The organism is Bacillus sp. ISL-45, assembly GCF_018613195.1.
GTDB lineage: Bacteria > Bacillota > Bacilli > Bacillales > Cytobacillaceae > Mesobacillus.
The window spans coordinates 1-21,412 of sequence record NZ_JAGGQQ010000010.1; the positions used below are offsets into that span (position 1 = coordinate 1).

General features: G+C 44.0%; 25 protein-coding genes. 8 read left to right on the plus strand and 17 right to left on the minus strand.

Annotated features, from left to right (window positions below; translation table 11 throughout):
- Positions 1 to 241 precede the first annotated feature (241 nt).
- Positions 242 to 565: a hypothetical protein gene (locus J7E35_RS13835; RefSeq protein WP_214780675.1), complete on the plus strand. Its 324-nt coding sequence runs from the start codon at positions 242 to 244 to the stop codon at positions 563 to 565.
- A 54-nt stretch (positions 566 to 619) separates the two neighbouring features.
- Here the strand turns inward: J7E35_RS13835 and J7E35_RS13840 are convergent, their stop codons facing one another.
- Positions 620 to 1,555 carry a DHH family phosphoesterase gene (locus J7E35_RS13840; protein WP_214780677.1) on the minus strand — a complete coding sequence of 312 codons (936 nt, stop codon included), beginning with the start codon at positions 1,553 to 1,555 and terminating at the stop codon, positions 620 to 622.
- Positions 1,556 to 1,730: 175 nt separating this feature from the next.
- On the opposite strand from J7E35_RS13840, the gene J7E35_RS13845 reads away from it, so the two are divergent.
- Positions 1,731 to 2,027 (plus strand): YtpI family protein, encoded by a 297-nt coding sequence (locus tag J7E35_RS13845; protein ID WP_214780679.1) that lies wholly within the window; start codon positions 1,731 to 1,733, stop codon positions 2,025 to 2,027.
- A 48-nt stretch (positions 2,028 to 2,075) separates the two neighbouring features.
- Here the strand turns inward: J7E35_RS13845 and J7E35_RS13850 are convergent, their stop codons facing one another.
- The 3 genes from J7E35_RS13850 to J7E35_RS13860 form a co-directional block, all read right to left on the minus strand.
- Positions 2,076 to 3,395, minus strand: a complete 1,320-nt coding sequence (locus J7E35_RS13850) for a CBS domain-containing protein (RefSeq protein WP_214780681.1) — start codon at positions 3,393 to 3,395, stop codon at positions 2,076 to 2,078.
- A 127-nt stretch (positions 3,396 to 3,522) separates the two neighbouring features.
- Positions 3,523 to 3,771 carry a hypothetical protein gene (locus tag J7E35_RS13855; protein ID WP_214780683.1) on the minus strand — a complete coding sequence of 83 codons (249 nt, stop codon included), beginning with the start codon at positions 3,769 to 3,771 and terminating at the stop codon, positions 3,523 to 3,525.
- Positions 3,772 to 3,877: 106 nt separating this feature from the next.
- Positions 3,878 to 4,558: a metal-dependent hydrolase gene (locus J7E35_RS13860; RefSeq protein ID WP_214780912.1), complete on the minus strand. Its 681-nt coding sequence runs from the start codon at positions 4,556 to 4,558 to the stop codon at positions 3,878 to 3,880.
- A 242-nt stretch (positions 4,559 to 4,800) separates the two neighbouring features.
- Here J7E35_RS13860 and J7E35_RS13865 point away from each other — a divergent pair, with 242 nt between their 5' ends.
- On the plus strand, positions 4,801 to 5,898 hold the full coding sequence (locus J7E35_RS13865) for a M24 family metallopeptidase (RefSeq protein ID WP_214780685.1): 1,098 nt from the start codon (positions 4,801 to 4,803) through the stop codon (positions 5,896 to 5,898).
- Between the two features lie 249 nt (positions 5,899 to 6,147).
- On the opposite strand, the gene queF is transcribed toward J7E35_RS13865, so the two are convergent.
- Positions 6,148 to 6,645, minus strand: coding sequence for a preQ(1) synthase (gene queF / locus J7E35_RS13870; protein WP_167832694.1), 498 nt, complete (start codon positions 6,643 to 6,645; stop codon positions 6,148 to 6,150).
- Between the two features lie 409 nt (positions 6,646 to 7,054).
- Between queF and deoC the strand changes: the two genes are divergently transcribed.
- The 3 genes from deoC (at position 7,055) to J7E35_RS13885 (ending at position 8,919) form a co-directional block, all read left to right on the plus strand.
- Complete coding sequence (gene deoC, locus J7E35_RS13875; protein WP_214780914.1) at positions 7,055 to 7,729, plus strand: deoxyribose-phosphate aldolase; 675 nt, start codon at positions 7,055 to 7,057, stop codon at positions 7,727 to 7,729.
- Positions 7,730 to 7,777: 48 nt separating this feature from the next.
- The gene (locus J7E35_RS13880) at positions 7,778 to 8,200 is read left to right on the plus strand and encodes a cytidine deaminase (RefSeq protein ID WP_214780687.1); all 423 of its coding nucleotides are present in this window, start codon (positions 7,778 to 7,780) and stop codon (positions 8,198 to 8,200) included.
- Between the two features lie 104 nt (positions 8,201 to 8,304).
- Complete coding sequence (locus J7E35_RS13885) at positions 8,305 to 8,919, plus strand: AmiS/UreI family transporter (RefSeq protein WP_214780689.1); 615 nt, start codon at positions 8,305 to 8,307, stop codon at positions 8,917 to 8,919.
- 50 nt (positions 8,920 to 8,969) lie between these two features.
- Here J7E35_RS13885 and J7E35_RS13890 read toward each other — a convergent pair whose 3' ends face one another.
- The 3 genes from J7E35_RS13890 to J7E35_RS13900 all read right to left on the minus strand — a co-directional run bounded on the left by J7E35_RS13890 (position 8,970) and on the right by J7E35_RS13900 (position 11,684).
- Entirely contained in the window at positions 8,970 to 9,899 is a 930-nt protein-coding gene (locus J7E35_RS13890) for a manganese-dependent inorganic pyrophosphatase (protein ID WP_214780691.1), read from the minus strand.
- 174 nt (positions 9,900 to 10,073) lie between these two features.
- Positions 10,074 to 11,195: an alanine dehydrogenase gene (gene ald, locus J7E35_RS13895; protein WP_167832692.1), complete on the minus strand. Its 1,122-nt coding sequence runs from the start codon at positions 11,193 to 11,195 to the stop codon at positions 10,074 to 10,076.
- Between the two features lie 333 nt (positions 11,196 to 11,528).
- Positions 11,529 to 11,684 carry a hypothetical protein gene (locus tag J7E35_RS13900; RefSeq protein WP_214780693.1) on the minus strand — a complete coding sequence of 52 codons (156 nt, stop codon included), beginning with the start codon at positions 11,682 to 11,684 and terminating at the stop codon, positions 11,529 to 11,531.
- A gap of 105 nt (positions 11,685 to 11,789) precedes the next feature.
- Here J7E35_RS13900 and J7E35_RS13905 point away from each other — a divergent pair, with 105 nt between their 5' ends.
- Positions 11,790 to 12,239, plus strand: coding sequence for a universal stress protein (locus tag J7E35_RS13905; RefSeq protein ID WP_214780695.1), 450 nt, complete (start codon positions 11,790 to 11,792; stop codon positions 12,237 to 12,239).
- Positions 12,240 to 12,441: 202 nt separating this feature from the next.
- On the opposite strand, the gene argH is transcribed toward J7E35_RS13905, so the two are convergent.
- Positions 12,442 to 13,812 (minus strand): argininosuccinate lyase, encoded by a 1,371-nt coding sequence (argH, locus tag J7E35_RS13910; protein WP_214780698.1) that lies wholly within the window; start codon positions 13,810 to 13,812, stop codon positions 12,442 to 12,444.
- The gene (locus J7E35_RS13915; protein WP_214780700.1) at positions 13,809 to 15,014 is read right to left on the minus strand and encodes an argininosuccinate synthase; all 1,206 of its coding nucleotides are present in this window, start codon (positions 15,012 to 15,014) and stop codon (positions 13,809 to 13,811) included. The genes argH and J7E35_RS13915 overlap by 4 nt, the downstream gene beginning before the upstream one ends.
- 213 nt (positions 15,015 to 15,227) lie before the next feature.
- Between J7E35_RS13915 and J7E35_RS13920 the strand changes: the two genes are divergently transcribed.
- Positions 15,228 to 15,545, plus strand: coding sequence for a hypothetical protein (locus tag J7E35_RS13920; protein WP_214780702.1), 318 nt, complete (start codon positions 15,228 to 15,230; stop codon positions 15,543 to 15,545).
- A 73-nt stretch (positions 15,546 to 15,618) separates the two neighbouring features.
- Here the strand turns inward: J7E35_RS13920 and J7E35_RS13925 are convergent, their stop codons facing one another.
- From J7E35_RS13925 to ytfJ, 7 genes are all read right to left on the minus strand, one after another.
- Positions 15,619 to 15,846: a hypothetical protein gene (locus tag J7E35_RS13925; RefSeq protein WP_214780703.1), complete on the minus strand. Its 228-nt coding sequence runs from the start codon at positions 15,844 to 15,846 to the stop codon at positions 15,619 to 15,621.
- A 6-nt stretch (positions 15,847 to 15,852) separates the two neighbouring features.
- Positions 15,853 to 16,365: a MogA/MoaB family molybdenum cofactor biosynthesis protein gene (locus J7E35_RS13930; protein WP_214780704.1), complete on the minus strand. Its 513-nt coding sequence runs from the start codon at positions 16,363 to 16,365 to the stop codon at positions 15,853 to 15,855.
- Between the two features lie 4 nt (positions 16,366 to 16,369).
- A complete protein-coding gene (locus tag J7E35_RS13935) occupies positions 16,370 to 17,206 on the minus strand; it encodes an EcsC family protein (RefSeq protein WP_214780705.1) in 837 nt (278 codons plus the stop codon).
- A gap of 254 nt (positions 17,207 to 17,460) precedes the next feature.
- Positions 17,461 to 18,648: an acetate kinase gene (locus J7E35_RS13940; protein ID WP_214780706.1), complete on the minus strand. Its 1,188-nt coding sequence runs from the start codon at positions 18,646 to 18,648 to the stop codon at positions 17,461 to 17,463.
- A 249-nt stretch (positions 18,649 to 18,897) separates the two neighbouring features.
- The gene (locus J7E35_RS13945; RefSeq protein WP_214780707.1) at positions 18,898 to 19,893 is read right to left on the minus strand and encodes a class I SAM-dependent methyltransferase; all 996 of its coding nucleotides are present in this window, start codon (positions 19,891 to 19,893) and stop codon (positions 18,898 to 18,900) included.
- 304 nt (positions 19,894 to 20,197) lie between these two features.
- Entirely contained in the window at positions 20,198 to 20,698 is a 501-nt protein-coding gene (gene tpx, locus J7E35_RS13950; RefSeq protein WP_214780708.1) for a thiol peroxidase, read from the minus strand.
- A 193-nt stretch (positions 20,699 to 20,891) separates the two neighbouring features.
- Positions 20,892 to 21,401, minus strand: a complete 510-nt coding sequence (gene ytfJ, locus J7E35_RS13955) for a GerW family sporulation protein (RefSeq protein WP_214780710.1) — start codon at positions 21,399 to 21,401, stop codon at positions 20,892 to 20,894.
- Positions 21,402 to 21,412 lie beyond the last annotated feature (11 nt).

A 21,412-nucleotide genomic window follows, 5' to 3' on the forward strand; every position in this document is an offset into this window, starting at 1 on the left:
GCGTTTTCTTGACAGCTTTGAAGCTTGCCACACAAAAGCTGTCACGATTCTGGCTTTCTCATGACAGCTTAATGGGTTCCTCTTGAAAGCTGTCACGATTCCGGCTTTGCATTGAGAAGTTCTATGTAGTAGCTGTCTAATACCTGCCAGTAAATAAAGGGAATTCCCTCCAGTTTGTGTGACTCCTGATAAAAACGGGAATTATAAAGCATATGCCTAATTATAGACAGGAGGGATTCATATGAGTTTTAACAATGGAGCAGGAAACAGCGGCAGTGGTGTTGGCGGAGGAGTTTTCCCGGCGTACGCCATGAACAACGCAAATGGTGAAAACCAGGTGAAATTGAATGAGGATCAGTATGATATATATGTGAATGATGATTTTGTCGGTCAAAAAAGCCTTAAGAATCAGGGGGAACATCTTTCTGACATCGATGACTTCTTAAAACAGCAGGGAATCACTGATTTTACAGCTTCCCTTGACGGTGACCACTACAAGATCCAGACCGATGGATTGAATGCGGAAATCACGGATGCTTTAAAGGTTTATTTTAATAATAGATAATGTTCAATAAGCAAGGTGCGCTTCAGTATTGAAACGCACCTTTTTTGTGGATCTCTATTCCTCACATGCTTTGATTAAGTCTCCAAGAACCCGGTCGACATCATCCCATGAATAAATGGATGCACCTGCAGCCAGCGGATGGCCTCCGCCATTGTAATTTCTGGCGATTGTATTGATTACAGGCCCTTTGGAACGAAGGCGAACCCTGATTTGATCTTCTTCCTCAATGAAAAATACCCAGGCCTTAATTCCCCTGACATTCCCCAGCTCACTTACAAGTAATGATGCTTCAGATGGCTTGACGGAATACTGATCAAGCAGCTCCCGTTTCATCACTACCTTGGCCGCACCATTTTCCAGCAGTTCAAAGTTCTGGAGGATGTATCCGTTCAACTTCACCACATTCGGCGCCAGCTCATACATTCTGTCATAAAGCTCTGTACGCGAGAAGTTATAGTGGATCAATTCTCCTGCATATGCAAAAGTTTTGTTAGTGGTGCTCGGATACAGGAATCGGCCAGTGTCGCCAACAATTCCGGCATACAGCAATCTGGCTGCCTCATCTGACATCCTCAGGCCCTTATCCTTGAAAGTAAGGTAAAACTCATAAATCATTTCACTTGTAGAGCTTGCTGAAGTCTCCACCCATAGAAGATCGCCGTACGGATCTTCATTCGGATGATGGTCAATTTTCACAAGTTGCTCCCCTAAACGGTAACGTTCATCACAAATTCGCTCGGCATTCGCTGTATCACAGACAATCACTAGCGCGCCTTTAAAAGTATCGTCCGAGATAGAATCAAGCCTTCTCAAATAGTTAAGCGATGGCTCCTCTGTGCCTACAGTGTAAATATTCTTTTCAGGGTACGAAGCCTTCAGGATTTCAGCAAGCCCTCCCTGCGAACCGTATGCATCAGGATCCGGCCTTACATGACGATGGATAATGATCGTTTCATAGTTTTCAATAGTCTCAAGTATTTGCTCTTTCATCAAAATGCTCCTCCATCTTTTTCATATCTTAATTATGAACATATTTTTTGGAAAAGAAAAGCAGGAACCTTAACTGGCAGGGTACCGGCATTCTCTCCCAGTCTTCAACCTTTGCTTGGCAATCTCCATGGATAAGCTGTAAAATAGAGTAGATTATGAATTTGGAGGAATTGCAATGCCTATTCTCGTTTTATTGATCATTCTTTCACTTGTCTTCTATATCTTTTACAAGATTAAATATGTCCGCAGCAAAAGGCCTGCAGAGCGAAGCTGGCTTTCTGCAAAATCAAGCATCGCCCTGGGTTTGTTCGTCGCCCTTTTCGGGATCAACCAATTGTTCCTTTTCCAGACTGCTGTCACATACATCGTAGGTGCTATTTTCATTGTCATTGGTTCATTGAGCGTCTGGGGCGGGATCAAAGCATATAAGTTCTACCTTCCACACGCTGCCAAGGAAGCCCAGGAAAATTAGAGTACAACAAAGCCGACCCTGTTATTAAGGATCGGCTTCTTTCAACTGTTAATGTCTGTCGATCAGCTGACACATCATCATAGCCTTACCGACGAGAACGCCGTCATTGAAGGCTTCGATATCGACCTTACCGAACTTCCTTCCCACCTCTAGAACCTTCGGGTAGATCTCTATGACACTGTCAATCTGCACTGGCTTGATAAAATAAATCGTCATATTCTCGACAACCAGGTCACCTTTTTTATACCCTCGCAGCACACGGTTCGCGGCTTCTGTGACGATTGTTGTAAACACGCCATATGAAATCGTCCCAAGGTGGTTTGTCATCTGCGGAGTCACCTGGCAGCGGAAAATGTCTTCATCCTTTGTTTTTCCTTTTGCCAGAACAAGCTGGTTCGTAACCGTATCATCAAGTGTTTCCCCTACTTGCGGCTGTCGCTGGATCATTTGCAGAGCCTTCAACACATCCTGTCTGCTGACAATGCCCTGAATCCTGTTGGCATCGTCCACAACTGGCAAGACTTCAATGCCCTCCCACACCATCATGTGAGCGGAGGATGCTACACTCGTCGAACCGCTTACGGTCATCGGTTGTTTTGTCATGATCTTCTCAATCACTGTATCCTGTTCATGCCCCATGACATCCTTCGATGTGATCATCCCGATTACTTTCATATTCTGGTCCACAACCGGAAAACGGCTGTGAAGCGTTTCATCCTTGTGCCGATACCAATCTGATACCCGGTCATTAGCCTTAAGGAAGATCGTTTCCGTAACCGGGGTCAGGATATCCTCGACAAGGATAATTTCCTTTTTGATCAACTGATCGTAAATCGCACGGTTGATCATCGTCGCTACTGTAAAAGTATCATAGCTGCTGGAGATGATCGGCAGCTGCAATTCATCGGCAAGTTTCTTTACATGGTCTTCAGTATCAAAACCACCGGTCACTAAAACAGCTGCTCCTGCCCGCAGCGCCTGCTCATGTGCTTTGTCGCGGTTCCCGACGATCAGCAGGTTGCCTGCACCCGTATAGCGCATCATCGCCTCAAGCTTCATCGCCCCGATGACGAACTTGTTCAATGTTTTATGAAGCCCGGCACGGCCGCCCAGCACTTGCCCATCAACGATATTGACAACTTCGGCAAAAGTAAGTTTTTCAATGTTCTCTTTCTTTTTCCGCTCAATCCTGATGGTGCCGACACGTTCAATCGTGCTGACATACCCTTTATTTTCAGCATCCTTAATTGCTCTATATGCAGTTCCTTCGCTTACGTTCAGCGCCTTGGCGATTTGGCGTACCGAGATTTTTTCTCCTATTGGCAATTCATCTATATATTGAAGTATTTGTTCATGCTTAGTTGCCAAGACTTTCACCCTTTTTAATAATTTTCCGTACAAAGTAGTTCTATCCATTATTATTATAAGGTTTAAAAGGGTTGGATTCAATTTAATTAGGATGGAAGTCCTTTATATAGAAAAAACTGGCTGATTCTCAGCCAGTGTAAACACGTGATTTCCTTTTCAAACTGCTTTCCATCTTCCTGCTGCCTGCCCTGGAACGTTTTTTCGGCGTGTATAAAAAGGCTGCCAGATTTCCCGCGAAGACCAGCAAGGCCAGGAACAGCCACGAACCGGCAAATAAAGCCTCTTTTCCTCCCATCTGGAAGTTGAGCTCCGGCATTCCTATGTAAAGCATCATGCCGCACAACAGCAAGTATAACAAGTAACGGTTCTTCTTCATCTTCCCCCTCCTACAGGTTGTCTTGGTTTATATCTATGCTTCCAGGACAAAAATTAGCATGGCCAAATAGAAAAAGCTGCACAACTTTTTGTGCAGCTCTTGACTTCTATAATTCAATTGCCTCTCCTGCTTCAAGAACAGTGCCTTTATTTTTCTTAAGCATTTTAACAAAAGCATGCGGATCCTGCTTGATTGGCGGGAATGTGTTGAAATGAATCGGAACAACTTCCTTCGCATCCAGGAATTCCGCTGCCAATGCCGCATCTTCCGGGCCCATTGTAAAATTGTCGCCAATCGGCAGAAATGCCAGGTCAATCGGATGTCTCTCCCCAATAAGCTTCATGTCTGAAAACAGACCCGTGTCACCTGCATGGAACACGGTCTTCCCTTCTGCCATGAACAGAATCCCAGCAGGCATGCCGCCATAAATGATTTCATTGTTCTCAGTTACCATTCCTGTTCCATGGAAGGCAGGAGTCATTTTGACCTTGCCAAAATCAAATTCATACGCACCGCCAATCGACATGCCATGCGTGTTCAAGCCCTTCCAGCTTAAATATGTAGCCACTTCGAAATTGGCGATTACAAGCGCATCATGCTTCTTCGCCAGTTCGACCGTATCCCCAAGATGGTCGCCATGGGCATGAGTAAGGATGATGACGTCAGGCTTTACATCTTCCACCTTCAGATCGGTCAGGTCATTGCCTGTAATGAATGGATCAATCAGGATTGTCTTCCCATTTGTTTCGATTTTTACAACCGAATGTCCGTGATAAGATACTTTCATATTATCGCTCCTTTCATTCAAGGCTTTTTTTGGGCAATAAACCGCTGCAGTTTTAGGCATCATGCCGCCGCTGACCTGCAGCCTCTGCAAAAAGCCATCCTAATAATTTATTTCAACACTCTTTGCCTATCTCCTTCTTCCATTTTCTTTTTACCCAACAACCTCTCTCGTTAAAAGTTTTACTTTTCACCTGCGAATTGCTACTCTCATAGTGTGATGTACATATCAGAGGAGGAATTTCTATGACGGAAAGATTGGCTGCGTTATCAGGCTGGATGAAGGACAATGGTGTCGACGTCACTTTTGTTACATCTCCTGATAATGTATTTTACCTAAGCGGATTTTTAAGCAATCCTCACGAAAGACTGCTGGCAGTTGCTGTATTCCAGGATGCCGAGCCGTTCATGATTTGCCCGGCAATGGATAAAGAAAATGCTAAAAATGCCGGATGGGAACTTGAAATCATCGGCTACAGTGATACGGATGATTCCATGGAGCTTGCTTACAATGCGATTAAGAACCGCGTTCCTTCAATCAAGAAAACCGCGATTGAGAAGGAACAATTGAATGTAGAGCGTTATGAAAAAATGGCTGGCCTGTTTGGCGGCTCTGAATTTGTTTCAGCAGAGGAAAAACTGCGCCAGATGCGAATGATCAAAACAGAAGCTGAATTGCAGAAACTGAGAAAAGCGTGTGAGCTGGCCGACTTTGCCATAGAGACAGGGGTAAATGAAATCCAGGAAGGCAAAACCGAGCTAGATGTCCTTGCAGCAATTGAATTTGAATTGAAGAAAAAGGGCGTAACGGAAATGTCGTTTTCAACGATGGTCCTTACTGGTAAAAATGCAGCAGCACCGCACGGGACACCTGGGCTGACGAAGATCAAGAAAGGTGACCTCGTCCTGTTCGACCTTGGCGTTGTGATGGATGGCTACTGCTCTGATATCACACGGACCGTTGCGTACGGTGAGATCAATAAACAGCAGGAAGAAATTTATAACACCGTTTTAAAAGCACAGCTTAAAGCCCTGGATACTGCACGGGCTGGTGTTGCCTGCTCAGAGGTCGACCTTGCTGCACGCAATGTGATAGAAGAAGCTGGATACGGCGACTACTTCCCTCACCGCCTTGGGCACGGACTCGGAGTCAGCGTCCACGAATATCCATCATTGACCAGCACGAATCCTTTATTAATGGAAAAAGGAATGGTGTTCACCGCTGAGCCTGGTATATATGTACCTGGCGTTGCGGGAGTGAGAATTGAAGATGATGTCGTTATCACCGAGGATGGAATCGAAATCCTAACGAAATTCCCTAAAGAATTGGTCTTTGTATCGTAAAAAGAATCAAAACCGCCTGCGATCCCGGATCCAGGCGGTTTGTTTTAGTGAAAAAGCTAGTTTCCAAAGGCGTAAACAATCCGCTTCAGCTTTCTTATAGCAGTAATTTCTTTTTTATAGCGAGTTTTAATTTTTTATAGCGAGTTTCAGTTTTTTATAGCGAAAAAATCATTTTTATAGCGAATTGGAAAAAATCCATCTTTTTTTCCAGTTAAAAAAGAGCAGCACAAGCAGCTGCTCTTCCTCTAATTAGCGATTATCCACTTTTTCCGGATACATATCATGGTTCATCATCCGGTAGTTTGCCATTTCTTCATACTTCGTTCCGGGCTTGCCGTAGTTAGTATACGGATCAATTGAGATGCCGCCTCTTGGAGTGAATTTGCCCCAAACCTCAATATACCTTGGATCCATCAGTTTGATCAGGTCATTCATGATGATGTTCATGCAGTCTTCGTGAAAATCACCGTGGTTCCTGAAGCTGAACAAATATAATTTCAGCGCTTTGCTTTCAACCATCAATTTGTCAGGAATGTAGCTGATATAAATCGATGCAAAATCAGGCTGGCCTGTGATCGGGCAAAGACTCGTGAATTCGGGGGTATTGAATTTAACAAAATAATCTCGATATGGGTGCTTATTTTCAAACGTTTCAAGGATTTCAGGAGAGTACTCAAACAAGTATTTTGTTCCCTGATTGCCTAGCAGTGTCAAATCTTTCATTTCTTCATCTTTTCTTCCAGCCATTTTAAAGCCTCCTATTTGATCTGCAAACGCTTTTGAGGCCCATGAACTCTGCTTATCAAATAAAAAACCATATCCTCTGGGATATGGTTGAAATTCTTCAAAGCCATAGTTTTTTATAGAGGGTGTCCGCTATGAACCTCTCCCGCGATTGCAGGATGATTTATTCATTTTTATATAGCAACTATAAAGAAATGCCCTTCCAAAGTCAAAAGAAAATTTTTGTTATAAGATATGACAAATTCATGTATTTCCATTTTTTATTTTTACATTTGTTCATTAGGTTATTTACATATGTTCACCTACCTGATATATTATTCATGTAAGTGACACATAATAAATTTGGGTTATATATTTTTTATTCTGAATGAAAGCGTTTCAACTATTTTTATACGGAAAGGGTTTGAACTTAATGACAAACGATTTAGCAAGAATGATCGACCACACATTACTTAAAGCAAATGCAACCGAAGCAGAGATTGTAAAGCTGGCTGAGGAAGCAAAAGAATATAAATTTGCTTCTGTTTGCGTTAACCCGACGTGGGTACAGAAGGCTGCTGAAATTCTTAAGGATGCTGAAGAAGTAAAAGTTTGCACAGTAATCGGCTTCCCTCTGGGCGCTACAACTTCAGAAACAAAAGCATTCGAAACAAAGAATGCAATCGAAAACGGCGCGACTGAAGTCGATATGGTCATCAATATCGGTGCATTGAAAGACAAGCAATATGATCTAGTTGAAAAGGATATTAAAGCGGTAGTTGACGCTGCAAAAGGCAAAGCACTGACAAAGGTCATCATCGAATCTTGCCTTCTTAACGACGAGGAAAAAGAAATCGCATGCAAGCTTTCTGTTAAAGCTGGAGCAGATTTCGTAAAGACTTCAACTGGTTTCTCAACAGGCGGAGCGACTGTAGAAGATATCGCTCTAATGAGAAAAACCGTCGGCCCTGATGTTGGGGTTAAAGCTTCCGGCGGAGTCAGAAGCCTTGAGGATGCACAGAACATGATCGAAGCTGGCGCAACAAGAATTGGCGCAAGTTCTGGAGTGGCAATTATCAATGGCCTGACTTCGGAATCTTCATACTAAATTATTCATACGGGCTCAAATAATATCATTGGGAATGGGGAATGGACGATGGATAAACACACGCTTGTGGAAAAAGCAATAGAAGCAAGAAGCACAGCATACGTTCCATATTCTAAATTTCAGGTTGGCGCTGCAATCATAACTAGTAACGATAATCTATTCCTGGGCTGCAATATCGAAAACGCATCTTACGGATTGACAAACTGTGCTGAAAGAACAGCCATTTTCAAGGCAGTCTCTGAAGGGGATACCGAAATCAAGGCGATTGCAGTAGTCGCTGACACTGAAGGTCCTGTTTCACCTTGCGGTGCCTGCCGCCAGGTGATTGCGGAGTTCGCAACTGACGATACAAAAATTTACCTTGCCAATCTGAATGGCGATGTAAAGGAAACGACAATCAGCGAAATCCTTCCTGGATACTTCACATCCAAAGACATGGAGAAAGTAGACATGTCCAAGAAAATGGTCTAAATTGATTATTTAAGTTAACAAGGGGCAACTCCTAAAGAGTTGCTCTTTCTTATTTGAACGTTTAAGGAGGACAGAGCTGCCCCAATTATTGGGCGGCATACATCATGGGAGACGCAGGTTTATTACTATCAGGTGCAGCACTCTTCCTGAACAGCTTAATGCTTTTAGGAAAGGCAAACGCTAAAAGTGTGGCAGTATTCAATTTATTCATCGGGGCATTACAAGTGATCGTGCCCTTTTACTTGATTGCCGTATCCGACCAGAGCAATTGGACGGTCTACAGTCTGGCAAGCATCTTTCTCTTTGGTTTTACCTATTTATATGTCGGGTTGACCTTGTGGAACAACCTTGATGGCACCGGGCTTGGATGGTATTCCCTCTGGGTTGCTGTTCTCGCCATCATTTATGCAGCGGTTGCCTTTGTCCATTTTGATGATATTGTCAACGCGCTTACATGGCTGATGTGGGCCTACCTTTGGTTCCTGTTCTTCTTATCAATGGGATTGAACAAGAAAATAGATGCATATGTCGGGAAAGTTGCCATGGTCCAGTCATGGCTGACATTGACCTTCCCGGCACTCCTGTCAATGACTGGCTTATGGAAAACAGACCAGGTAGTCAATGCCTGGATTTACTTCTCAATTGCTGCTTTTGTCTACTTTGCTTATATTACATTAAAGCTGAAAAGATCTTCTGCCCGAACAGAGAAATTCGCGTAAAATCAAAAAACCTTCCTGCCCAAATGGCCAGGAAGGTTCTTTATTAGGATTTATTTCGCAAGTACATTCGTCAGTACTGGAACGACCTGTTTTTTACGGGAAACAACGCCCTTAAGTGTCGCAGTATTATCTTCGAGAGTTACATTGAACGCTTCCTCAACAGCTGCAGCCTTTTTACCAATCGCAAGCGCTGCAGAATCATTCGTCAATATATCAGTGATGACCAGCAAGAACAGATCCAGGTTCTTTTCAGTTATCTTATTGATCAATGCTTCTTCAAGCTCTACCTTACGCAAAAGAACATCGTTGATATCCACTGTGTTTACCTGTGCGATTTCAACCTTGGATTCTCCCATCTGGAATTCCTTCGCGTCAAGGGAAATAAGCTCTTCGATTGTTTTGCTGCTGAGATCCGCACCAGCCTTCAGCATTTCAAGACCGTATTCCTCAGCATCCACTCCTGCGATTTCAGCCAATTCACGTGCAGCTGCAACATCCTGGTCTGTGCAAGTCGGGGACTTGAACAATAAAGAATCAGAGATGATCGCCGACAGCATTAGTCCAGCGATATTCTTTTCGATTTCCACATTGTTTTCTTTGTACATCTTATTTAGGATTGTGGCTGTGCAGCCTACTGGCTCAACACGGAAATAAAGCGGATCACTCGTCTCGAAATTCGCCACACGGTGGTGGTCAATGACTTCCACGATTTGAACATCTGTAATGTCATCAGCGCTCTGCTGGCGTTCGTTGTGGTCAACAAGGATAACCTTGTCCACTTCTTCTGAAACTCTACCTGCAAGGCGTGGCGCTTCAGCTTTGAAGTAATCAAGAGCATACTGAGTTTCTCCATTAACCTGGCCCAAACGTACCGCTTCCGCATCGACACCAAGCTTTTGCTTCAAATTAGCATAGGCAATAGCAGAGCAGATTGTATCCGTATCAGGATTTTTATGTCCAAAAACAAGTACTTTTTCCATCATGACACTCCTCAATAACAAATTAACACGGACATTCTAGCAACTAGAACCCGTATATCCCATAAATAATATACGCTAAAATTGAAAGATTTTAAACTGCTTTGTGTTAATTAGAGTTGCTTTACCTATCTCAACAATAAAAGATCCGGAATATTTCATCCGGATCTAGAAAAATTAAATTTGCTCTAATAATGTTTTTGTTTCAGAGTATACAAGGTTATGCGCTTCTGCTACTGCCTGGTAAGTCACATAGCCATTAAGCGTGTTGATTCCCTTGAGCAATGCTTCATTGTCCAGGCAAGCCTGCTTGTAGCCTTTGTTCGCAATCTGGACAGCGTACGGCACTGTCACGTTCGTCAAGGCGATTGTTGATGTTCTAGGAACTGCACCTGGCATGTTGGCAACTGCGTAGTGAACAACGCCGTGCTTTTCATAAGTAGGGTTGTCATGTGTTGTGATTCTGTCTGTTGTTTCGAAGATGCCACCCTGGTCGATTGCGATATCGACAACGACTGAACCTGGGTTCATCGACTGGATCATTTCTTCTGTCACAAGCTTTGGCGCCTTCGCGCCTGGAATCAATACAGCGCCGATAACCAGGTCAGATGCTTTGACTGCTTCAGCAATGTTCAAAGGATTGGACATTAGCGTTGTAATGTCAGAACCGAAGATATCATCCAGCTGACGAAGACGGTCTGGGTTCAAGTCGATCATTGTGACCTGAGCACCAAGGCCGACAGCCATTTTAGCTGCGTTCGTGCCAGCTACACCGCCGCCGATGATTGTTACTTTTCCTCTTTGTACACCTGGAACGCCTCCAAGCAGGATTCCTTTTCCTCCGTGAACTTTTTCAAGGAATTGCGCACCGATTTGTGTAGACATACGGCCAGCAACCTCACTCATAGGAGTAAGCAATGGAAGCGAACCGTTAGCCAGCTGTACTGTTTCATAGGCAATTCCAACAACCTTATTCTCGATCAATGCCTTAGTCAGTTCCGGTTCTGGTGCAAGATGCAAATATGTAAATAAAATTAAGCCTTCACGGAAATACCCGTATTCTTCTGCGAGAGGTTCTTTAACCTTCATGACCATATCCTGTGCCCATGCTTCTTCTGCACTTCCAACGATCAGAGCACCGGCAGCCTTGTAGTCTTCATCTGTAAAACTTGAGCCAATTCCAGCTCCAGTCTCAATGAAAACTTCATGCCCGAAATTTACTAGATTAACTACTCCTGCAGGCGTCATAGCCACACGATTTTCGTTATTTTTTATCTCTTTAGGTACACCGATACGCATTTTTGCATACCTCCTATATAATAATTGCCCTACCATTTCAGCCCTGCCATCACTATATCATTTTTTCAATGAGTAAAGAAATATTGCGGCAAGATGAAAACACTTTCATTTTAGTAGAAAAAAATGCTTTTGGCAAAACAATTCGTACAAATTTCCCTAAAATATACTATTCTGTATATTTTTAATTTTACAGGAAGTAGGAATGGAAAATAAAAAGGCTTGCCGAGCAATGGTTCTCAGCAAGCCACCCTATCCATTAAGCCAGATTATTTTTCATTTTTAATAGAGAAGTTAGCAGGCATTATTATAGCCTGTAACGATGCGAATACAGCTTTATCTATGTTCCTCATTGTTTTCTGCTGCTGCTTTCATCTGATCCTGCGGGACTACTCCGCTGTTGTATGAATCCATGATTTGCTGGCTTACCTGCATGACACCCTGATCATCGTAATCATAAAATGACTGGCCGCGCTGTTCCTTTTTATCCATGTGAAATCCTCCTTCAATATGATGCTTGCATCTATAGTTTTCGTTGGATTGTCACAGCTATACCAATGAAACTGTTGTATAATATAGGTAAAGGAGGCGAGAACTATGGCACTTTATTATAAGAACATTTTAGTTGCCGTTGATGGTTCTAAACAAGCAGCATGGGCTTTTAAAAAAGCCATTGAAATCGCAAAAAGAAACGACGCGAGTCTGGTCATGACCCACATAATCGATTTACGCACCTTTGCTACTGTAGAGGCATATGACCGCACCATCTCAGAGCGGGCGACACAGTTTGCTACAGAGCTGATGGAAAGCTACAAACAGCAGGCAATCGAAGCTGGTATCAAAGACGTGGAATATGACATCGATTATGGTTCACCAAAGGTCAAGATTGCGAAAGATGTTGCAAAAAAATATAACGCCGACCTGATTATTTGCGGAGCAACAGGAATGAACGCAGTGGAACGCTTCTTCATCGGAAGTGTCTCCGAGCATATCACCCGCTATGCATCTTGTGATGTCCTGGTTGTCCGGACTGACAAAGAGAATTAATCTAATGACACACCATACAAAAAGCACGAAGTATCTTTTTATTGATACTTCGTGCTTTTTTCCATTTATAAGGCTCTTTTCTTAAATTTTGTTGCTTTCTCAACCATACTAAAGCAATCTTTATTCAGAAGTCTCCTCGAAAAGACCCTCTTTTTTAGCGCGATTTTAGAACAATAGCAACAATCCATGCCAAAACAGCCTTTTATAATGTTATTTTTGCTTTCTCGATCTGAAATTTCACTTGTGAGAAGCCGGTGCCTCCAGCACTGTTTCGTCTTTTCACGGCATTATAAGGATTCAATGCCTCGAAAATATCATCTTCGAACAACGGGTTCATGGACTTGTAGGCTTCTAATGACAGGTCTGCAAGGTAGCAGCCTTTTTGGATGCAATCAAGGACAAGCTTGCCGACGATTTCATGTGCTTCACGGAAAGGTACGCCTTTTGCCGCCAGATAATCAGCCAGCTCAGTTGCATTCGAAAAATCCTTCTTGACTGATTCTGCCATTTCCTCCGTTCTCACCTTCATCGAACTGACCATGCCAGCGAAAATTTTCAGGGAGCCCTTCACTGTTTTGACCGTATCAAACATGCCTTCTTTATCTTCCTGCATATCCTTGTTATACGCCAGAGGCAAGCCTTTCAATACCGTCAAGAGTCCCATCAGGCTTCCATAGACACGGCCTGTTTTACCGCGGATCAGTTCAGCCATATCCGGATTCTTCTTTTGCGGCATGATGCTGCTGCCTGTCGTGAATGCATCTGAAAGCTCAATGAACTGGAATTCCTCGCTCGACCAGAGGATAAGTTCTTCGCACAATCGTGACAGATGCATCATTAAAATCGAGCTGTCTGAGAGGAACTCGAGAATAAAATCACGGTCACTCACAGCATCCAGACTGTTTTCATAGATGCCCTCAAACCCCAGAATTTCTGCTGTCATATGGCGGTCAATCGGAAAAGTAGTTCCCGCAAGCGCTCCCGCCCCAAGGGGAGAAAGATTGATTCTTTTCATGCTATCCATAAAACGCTGTTTATCGCGGTCAAGCATCCAATAATATGCCATGAGATGATGGGCAAAAGAAATTGGCTGTGCCCTCTGCAAGTGAGTATACCCGGGCATCAATGTCTCAATATTTTGTTCTGCCTGTTCAACCAGAGCTTTTTGGAACTCAGAAATCAGCTCGATGATTTCAGATACCTGATCTTTCAGGTATAAATGCATATCGGTCGCCACCTGGTCGTTCCTGCTCCGTGCCGTGTGAAGTTTGCCGCCTGCTGGACCAATCAATTCTGTCAGGTGATGTTCAAGGTTCAGATGGATATCCTCGAGTTTGGCTGAGTATTTGAGTTCGCCATTACTTGCTTGCTGCTCCAGTTTCCTTAGTCCTTGAATAATATTATCTGCTTCAGCTTCTGTTACGATTCCGCACTTCGCAAGCATAGTTGCATGGGCGATACTGCCCTCGATATCCTGCTTCGCCAGTTCCTGGTCAAAACCGATCGATGCCCCAAATTCATCGACCCAATCCTCAGCAGAGCCGGTGAATCTGCCTCCCCATAATTTCTTCACACTGTCACCTTCTTGCCCTGGACCATGCTGTGGACAACTGTTGGCAGTCCCCATAGATTGATGAATCCAACAGCAGCATTATGGTCGAACTCATCGTCAGCAGTGTAAGTCGCCAGTTTTTCATTGTATAAAGAATATGGAGATTTTCTGCCTTCAATGATTGCATGCCCTTTGAAAAGCTTGACACGGACAGTACCCGTCACATGCTTCTGTGTTGATTTCAAGAACGCTGCCAGCGCATCCTGAAGCGGTGAAAACCAGAGCCCTTCGTAAATTAATTCGGTCAGCTTTTTCTCAATAACCGGCTTGAAATGGGCTACCTCTTTAACAAGCGTGATATCCTCCAGTTCCTTATGAGCCTTGATCAAAGTCATCGCAGCAGGAGCTTCGTATACCTCGCGTGATTTGATGCCGACCAGACGGTTTTCCACATGGTCAATCCTTCCGACACCATGCTTGCCTGCAATACTGTTAAGCTCAAGAATCAATTCTGAAAGAGGATAAGTTTTGCCATCAATCGCTGTTGGAACACCCTCAACAAATTCAATCTCGATGATATCCGGTGAATCCGGTGTGTCTTCAAGCTCTGCTGTCAGTTCATAAGCCTCTACTGGAGGTGCCTGCCAGGGATCCTCAAGAATTCCGCATTCATTGCTTCTTCCCCAAAGGTTCTGGTCAATGGAGAACGGGCTGTCTAGATTGATTGGAATCGGAATGCCATTGTTGGCTGCATAAGCAATTTCTTCCTCACGCGACCATTTCCACTCACGGACAGGAGCAATGACCTTCAGATCGGGATTCAATGCTTTGATTGATACCTCAAATCGCACCTGGTCATTTCCTTTTCCTGTGCAGCCATGCGCAACAGCTGTTGCACCCTCCATTTCTGCTACTTCCACTAGTTTCTTAGAAATCAAGGGACGCGATAATGCTGATACCAGCGGATATTTTCCCTCGTATAATGCATGGGCCTGCAGGGCGAACAGTGCATAATCATTGGCGAATTCTTCTTTGACATCCAAAACATATGATTTGATTGCGCCGACCTTCAACGCTTTTTCTTTTATGAATTGAAGATCCTTTCCTTCACCAACATCAAGACAACAAGCAATTACCGCGTAACCCTGGTCCTTCAGCCATTTGATCGCAACAGATGTATCAAGCCCGCCAGAATAGGCAAGCACCACTTTATTTTCAGCCATTTTTTCATGCTCCTTTTAGTCGAATATTTATTCATACTTATAAATTTTTATTCACGTTTATAAAGGTAACAGGTTTTTGAGCACATTTCAAGATAAAATATGTTTTTTTTAATTGATCCCGTGAATCTGCTCATGTATCAGACTGGTATGGAAGCAGGATTAAAAGTATAGTAGAATGTAAGCAAGATTACCGGAATGGGGGCACCATCAGAAATGGAACAATTTTTTCTTTTTAACAGCCGACTGGGCATTCCCCTGCCAGACCTGCAAGGAAACTGGGAAGATTACGACCTTGATACACGGCACGCGATTCTCCTCCATTGGGAAAAAATTCGCGGCAGCATACCTGACCGGATCGCAGAGCTTGAAAAAACAATCAACCTGAAGCAAGCCCAGCTTTCCGATGAAAGCGACTTCATCCGCTCCTGTAAACTGAACAGCGAAATTTCCGAGCTTGCGTCCATCATCAACGATCTCTGGCTCTGGTATCGCACCCAGCAGGACATTTCATCAGAGAAGATCCATCGATAATACTTTCATTTGCATAAAAAATAGCCTGGAGCTGCTCCGGGCTATTTTTTGTTTGTCTGCTTTATGATTAAATTTATTCCGGCCATTCCTGGTTAAGCTCCACTGGTATTTTGACAGCTTTTCCTGTGTTTACCAAATCTGTCACGATTCCGTTGTTTTCTTGACAACTTTTCCTTGTTTCCCACTCAAACCTGTCTGAACTTGATGCTGCTACTAAAAAACCAATACATCTTATTCGAGCAATCACCCCAGATTCTTTTAAAAAACAAAAAAAGATGAAATCTGTTAAGATTCCATCCACAATTCGTTATAAATCCTTCGTCAATTCTCTTACCACATGCCCAATCTCTGGAATGATCAGCTTTTCCATTGCCAGGCGTACAGCACCTGTTGATCCTGGTGTTGAGAAGACAGCGCGATCATTCACGACTCCGGCTGCGGCACGCGATAGCAGGGTAGCCGAACCAATATCCTCGGTATAGCTGAGCATGCGGAAAATCTCGCCAAATCCAGGTATTTCTTTTTCGAAGAGGGCCTGGACTGTTTCGATTGTGACGTCACGTTTGGCGATCCCTGTGCCTCCATTGGTAAGCACGACATCCACATCAGATTGGCTACAGCCCTTCAGCACTTCAGACTTAATCGGTTCTGCCTCATCTTTAACAATCACATAATCGACGATCTTATGACCTGCGGCCTCGAGCATTTCCATCATCAGCTTGCCGCTTTTATCTGTTTCCGGCGTTCTTGTATCGCTTACTGTTATGACTTTGCAGCGGACCTGGCTCGGTGCAGCCTGCTTGTGTTCCTGAGTACTCATACCCCTACAGAGCTCCTTTTTCTTTGAAATATCTCATTTGGTAAAATTTATGGGCGAAGTCAGTGACCCTTCTCGTCAATTGATAGTTTGCTCCTGCTCCAATCGCCATGCTGATCACCGGCATGCCCTGGACATGCTTTTTGCGGAACATCAGGATCGCCATACCCTTGAAAATCTGTTTGATTGGCTGTTCCAGCCATGTTACGTCTGTCAGGTCATCATTGCCTTCATAGAAATAATAGTCGTCTGCCTGTTCGAGGTCATTTTTCAACTCTTCCCAGCCAGCGCTCTGCATCCTTGAAGGCATTGTCGCCGTATGGAAAACCTTCAAAGCGACCATCATTTCAAATGGAGTATTTACTTCAAATCCATACGTCATCGCAACCAGCTGGACAATCCGCAAATTTATGACAGCCATCGCCGGGATATCTGCCCCTAGTACAAGGTTTCCACCGCTTCCCGACATGCCGCCCTGGACGAAGGAATAGAGTCTGTGGCGGGCAATTTGCTGTCTGGCAATGAATTCAAGCTGTTCAATCGGCAGCTCCCTTAAATCCTCAATCGTTTCAAGGTCAGGCTGGAAAACCCGCCCGGCAGAAAGAATACGTTCCTTGGCATCCATCTGCAGCTGTGAACCCTGAATTAGAGAGTGGAGATGGAAAAGCCAGCCGTCGAATAAAGTGAAAAAGCGTTCCTGCACCTCTTCTGGCAAAAGCGAAAAAGACCGTTCAAGATATCGGTCATACGCCAATTCAAAATCATTCGGTTCATAATCGTAGAGATTGTTTTCCCAAGCACTTAATTCGTCCAGCACCTTTTGTTCCCGTTGAGTCAAAGGCATTGAAAAACCTCCAGCATATCTGAATTTTCTTCCAGTATAGCACAAGAAAAGCGGAAGCGCCTCGGTCAGCCCCGACAAGCGCTGTCCGCTTAAAACGCCACATCGTGCGGCTGGCGGATTTGCACGTCCTGTGCCTTAGAGGGCGTCGTTCTTTGACTTCATTGGGAGGAGCGAAGCGACTAGCTGGACACGATCAAAACTCCCACTATACAAAAAGGCAGAAGCATCTTCGCTTCTGCCTTAAAAAGTATGATTTATTGAGCCAAACGCACGACATCACGGGCGATCATGACTTCTTCATCTGTCGGGATAACCATTACTTTTACAGGAGAGTGCGGGTAGCTGATGAAAGCTTCTTCGCCGCGCACTTTGTTCAAAGCTGGATCCCAGTAGATGCCCATGAATTCAAGGCCCTGCAGGACGCGGGCACGGATTGCTGAACTGTTTTCCCCGATGCCTGCCGTAAAGATGATAGCGTCGACACCGCACATGCGTGCTGCATATGAACCGATGTATTTATGGATTCTGTCCGCAAAAACTTTCAAAGCAAGCTCAGCTCGGTCATTCCCTTTTTCTGCTTCGTCTTCGATGTCACGAAGGTCGCTGGAGAAACCAGATACACCAAGCATACCGCTCTCTTTATTGAGGACATCTAAAACTTCATCAGCGTTCTTATCTGTTTTTTCCATGATATATGGAATCAAGGCCGGATCAATGTTACCTGAACGAGTCCCCATCGTCACACCCGCAAGTGGAGTGAAGCCCATGGATGTATCTATTGATTTTCCGCCTTCGATAGCCGCGATACTTGCACCGTTTCCAAGGTGACATGAAATCAAGCGGAGGTGCTCAACCGGGCGGCCAAGCATTTCAGCTGCACGCTGGGAAACATACTTATGTGAAGTACCATGGAAGCCATATTTACGGATTCCGTACTTCTTGTAGTAGTCGTATGGAAGGCTGTAAAGGAAAGAGTTCTCTGGCATTGTCTGGTGGAAAGCTGTATCAAATACAGCAACCGCAGGAACATTTGGAAGCACCTGCTGGAATGCGCGGATACCAGTTAAGTTAGCTGGATTGTGCAGTGGCGCAAGCTCAGAAAGTTCCTCGATTTTTTCTAAAACCGCATCGGTGATCAATACGGAATCACTGAATTCTTCACCGCCGTGAACGACACGGTGGCCGATTCCTTCGATTTCATCAAGTGACTGAATGATTCCCAATGAAGTAAGTTTATCAAGAAGGATTTTTACCGCAACGTCATGATTCGGGATATCAGTAACTTCCTTATTCTTTTCTCCATTTACTGAGATAGTGAAAATAGAATCTTTAAGGCCGATTCTTTCCACGATTCCTTTAGTGATCACTTCTTCGCTGGGCATTTCGAACAATTGAAACTTTAGTGACGAACTGCCGGCATTGATTGCAATTATTTTAGACATTTGTACCGCTCCTTTTATATAACAACCTGGTTAAAAATACAGTGAAATAGTACACATTTATTGTGTGCCACAGGCCGCAATTATATCTCTCATTTTCTCATTTAAACACTGTCTTTTTCACATTTCAAGCAAAGCTTTTCCAAAGGAGAAATGAGTTTTTATTCAGACACTTCTAAGGATTAGAAAAAAACATTGCCATGTTTTATATACCACAAACAAATGAAAAAAGAACCGGGTATTGATCCGGTTCTATTGCTGTTCCGTTTTATTATCTTTAAACCATTGATCGATTTTATTCAGCATCCTGTTCACCGCTGGGCCGTCGGATAGCTTTGGAAGCTCGGCAAGGAGTGCCTGCTTTGGCGCTTTCACTTCTTCACCATTCTTTTGCAGAATAAGGATACTTTTAGCTGCCTGCTTGTTTTTAAACAGAGAAGCCGGAAGCTGTAAAATACCCTGGACAATCAGATTGTTTTTAATGAACTCATGCAGCATTGGGGCTTGTTCACTTTCGAAAAGGCCATTGGGTATCATGAAGAACAAATATCCGCCTTCTTTTACATGCTTCGTACTTTGCTCAATGAACATGTGATGAGAGTATGTATGGCCATCTTTTGCTTTTACCTCATATTGCTCCGCTCGAAGGTCATTCGGGTAGTAACCGACTGGAAGGTCACAAATGACTGCATCCGCCGGATCAACAAACAATGGTTCAAGGCTGTCCTGATTGAAAAACTCGACCGGATGCTTTTGGAGATTAGCATTTACAAAAGCCAGCCGGATCAGCAGGTCATCAATTTCAACACCGACAGACTCGATTTCCTTATCCGTCTGCTGGTTCAATACCGTCGCCAGCAAGTTCCCAGTTCCGACCGCAGGGTCAAGCAGCCTAAATGACTTCTTGTCGACAAACTTATTGACCAGGTAGCCAATGAACATGCCGACAGAATCAGGTGTCATTTGATGATTCGGCTGAACATGCTCCTTCATTCCTTTCAAAATCGCAAGCTGGAAGCCTTTGCGGATTTCTTCTTTGCTAAAAGAATCAAGGTTAGTCTCCTTATATACTTTTTCAAGCCGTTTTGTTGTGACTTCATTCAGTTCGTCCTGGAGCACTGTGCCCTGGAACATGTTTTCCCCGCTTTCCGCAAGCGCCTCTAAATATGTACAAGATAACTCTTCTTTTAAAATATCTGCTGTTGTATTGAATGCAGTAAATAATTGTTCGACCGGAGTCATACTCACTTTTCTTCCTCCTGATTTGAATAGATATTTATATATTTTAGCCGTGTTTCGCATTGGGTACAAGGCATATGACTGGAAAGCAATTGGGCAACCTTGCGATCCATGCATGTGAACAGAAATTTTATCGGACACTTTTCCCGTTCTCCGCCTTCTGTTTGTCCGATAAAGCTCTCCTATCGGGCACTTTCTCGCTTTCCGCTTCCCGTTTGTCCGATAGGAAGCGAAGCGGGGCATAAAAGAAACCTGTATTCAAAGTAAAACAAGCCGCAGTTCCTTTCTGCGGCTTGTCCTAATGTTGTGTGTTTTAGTTTGCTTGCTTTGCAGCTTCCACTGCTGCTTCGTAATTCGGGTGGTCAGTTGCTTCGCTTACATACTCGACGTATGTTACTTTGTCGTTTGAATCAACAACAAATACTGCACGAGCGAGCAGGCGTAGTTCCTTGATTGCTACTCCGTAAGCTTCTCCGAATGAAAGCTCGCGGTGGTCAGATAGAGTCTGGACATTCTCGATTCCAGCCGCTCCGCACCAGCGCTTTTGAGCGAATGGAAGGTCAACGCTGACTGTCAGAATTTTAACGTTATCAAGGTTGGCAGCTTCCTCATTGAAACGGCGAGTCTGCGCGTCACAAACTCCTGTGTCCAGTGAAGGAACAACACTGATCAAACGTACTTGTCCCTTTGAATCCTGAAGTGTCACTTCTGAAAGGTCGTTTGCAAGCACTTTAAAATCTGGTGCCTGGTCTCCAACCTTTACTTCATTTCCTAGCAATGTAACTGGGTTCCCCTTAAATGTAACAGATGCCATACCTGCTCATCCTCCTTGTCCATTATATGTACAGTGTAAATATATCTTTTAAAGAATCTTTTTGCAATTATTTTACTAAAGGACAGCGTACCAAACTTACATAGATAAGCTGCCTTTCCGTTCGAAAAGACAGCTTCCCACTGATCATTGGTGATGGAAATTTTCGTGAAATGAAACTGTGACATCGATCTGCTTAAAATTCAAGATCTGTTTTTGGACCGTTGTATTCAGACTGTGACTGAGATTGGCCCTGGTTTTTGTTCTGGCTGCTATCCTGGCTGTTCTGGTCTTTCTTTGACATCATTTGCTGGATTTTTTCCACTGCCTGAGGGGCAAGGTCCAGTATCTTCTCATACAAATGTGTATTTTCGTCAAGATGAAGCATTTTAACACCCTTTGAGTTGACGATCAAGAAAGCAATTGGTGTGATCGACACACCGCCGCCGCTTCCTCCTCCGAACGGGTGCTGTGCTCCTCCGGATTGTCCCCCAGAGCCGCCAGATCCGCCAGATCCTCCCTTTGAGCTTTCCAGAACAAATTCACTTCCACCGGCAGCAAAACCGAAACCTACCTTTGAAACTGTCAGGATTACACTTCCATCCGGTGTTTCTACGGGGTCCCCAATGATTGTGTTGACATCAATCATTTCTTTCAAGCTTTCCATGGCAGTTGTCATTAGTCCTTGAATTGGATGGTCGGACATTCCTGTTTCCT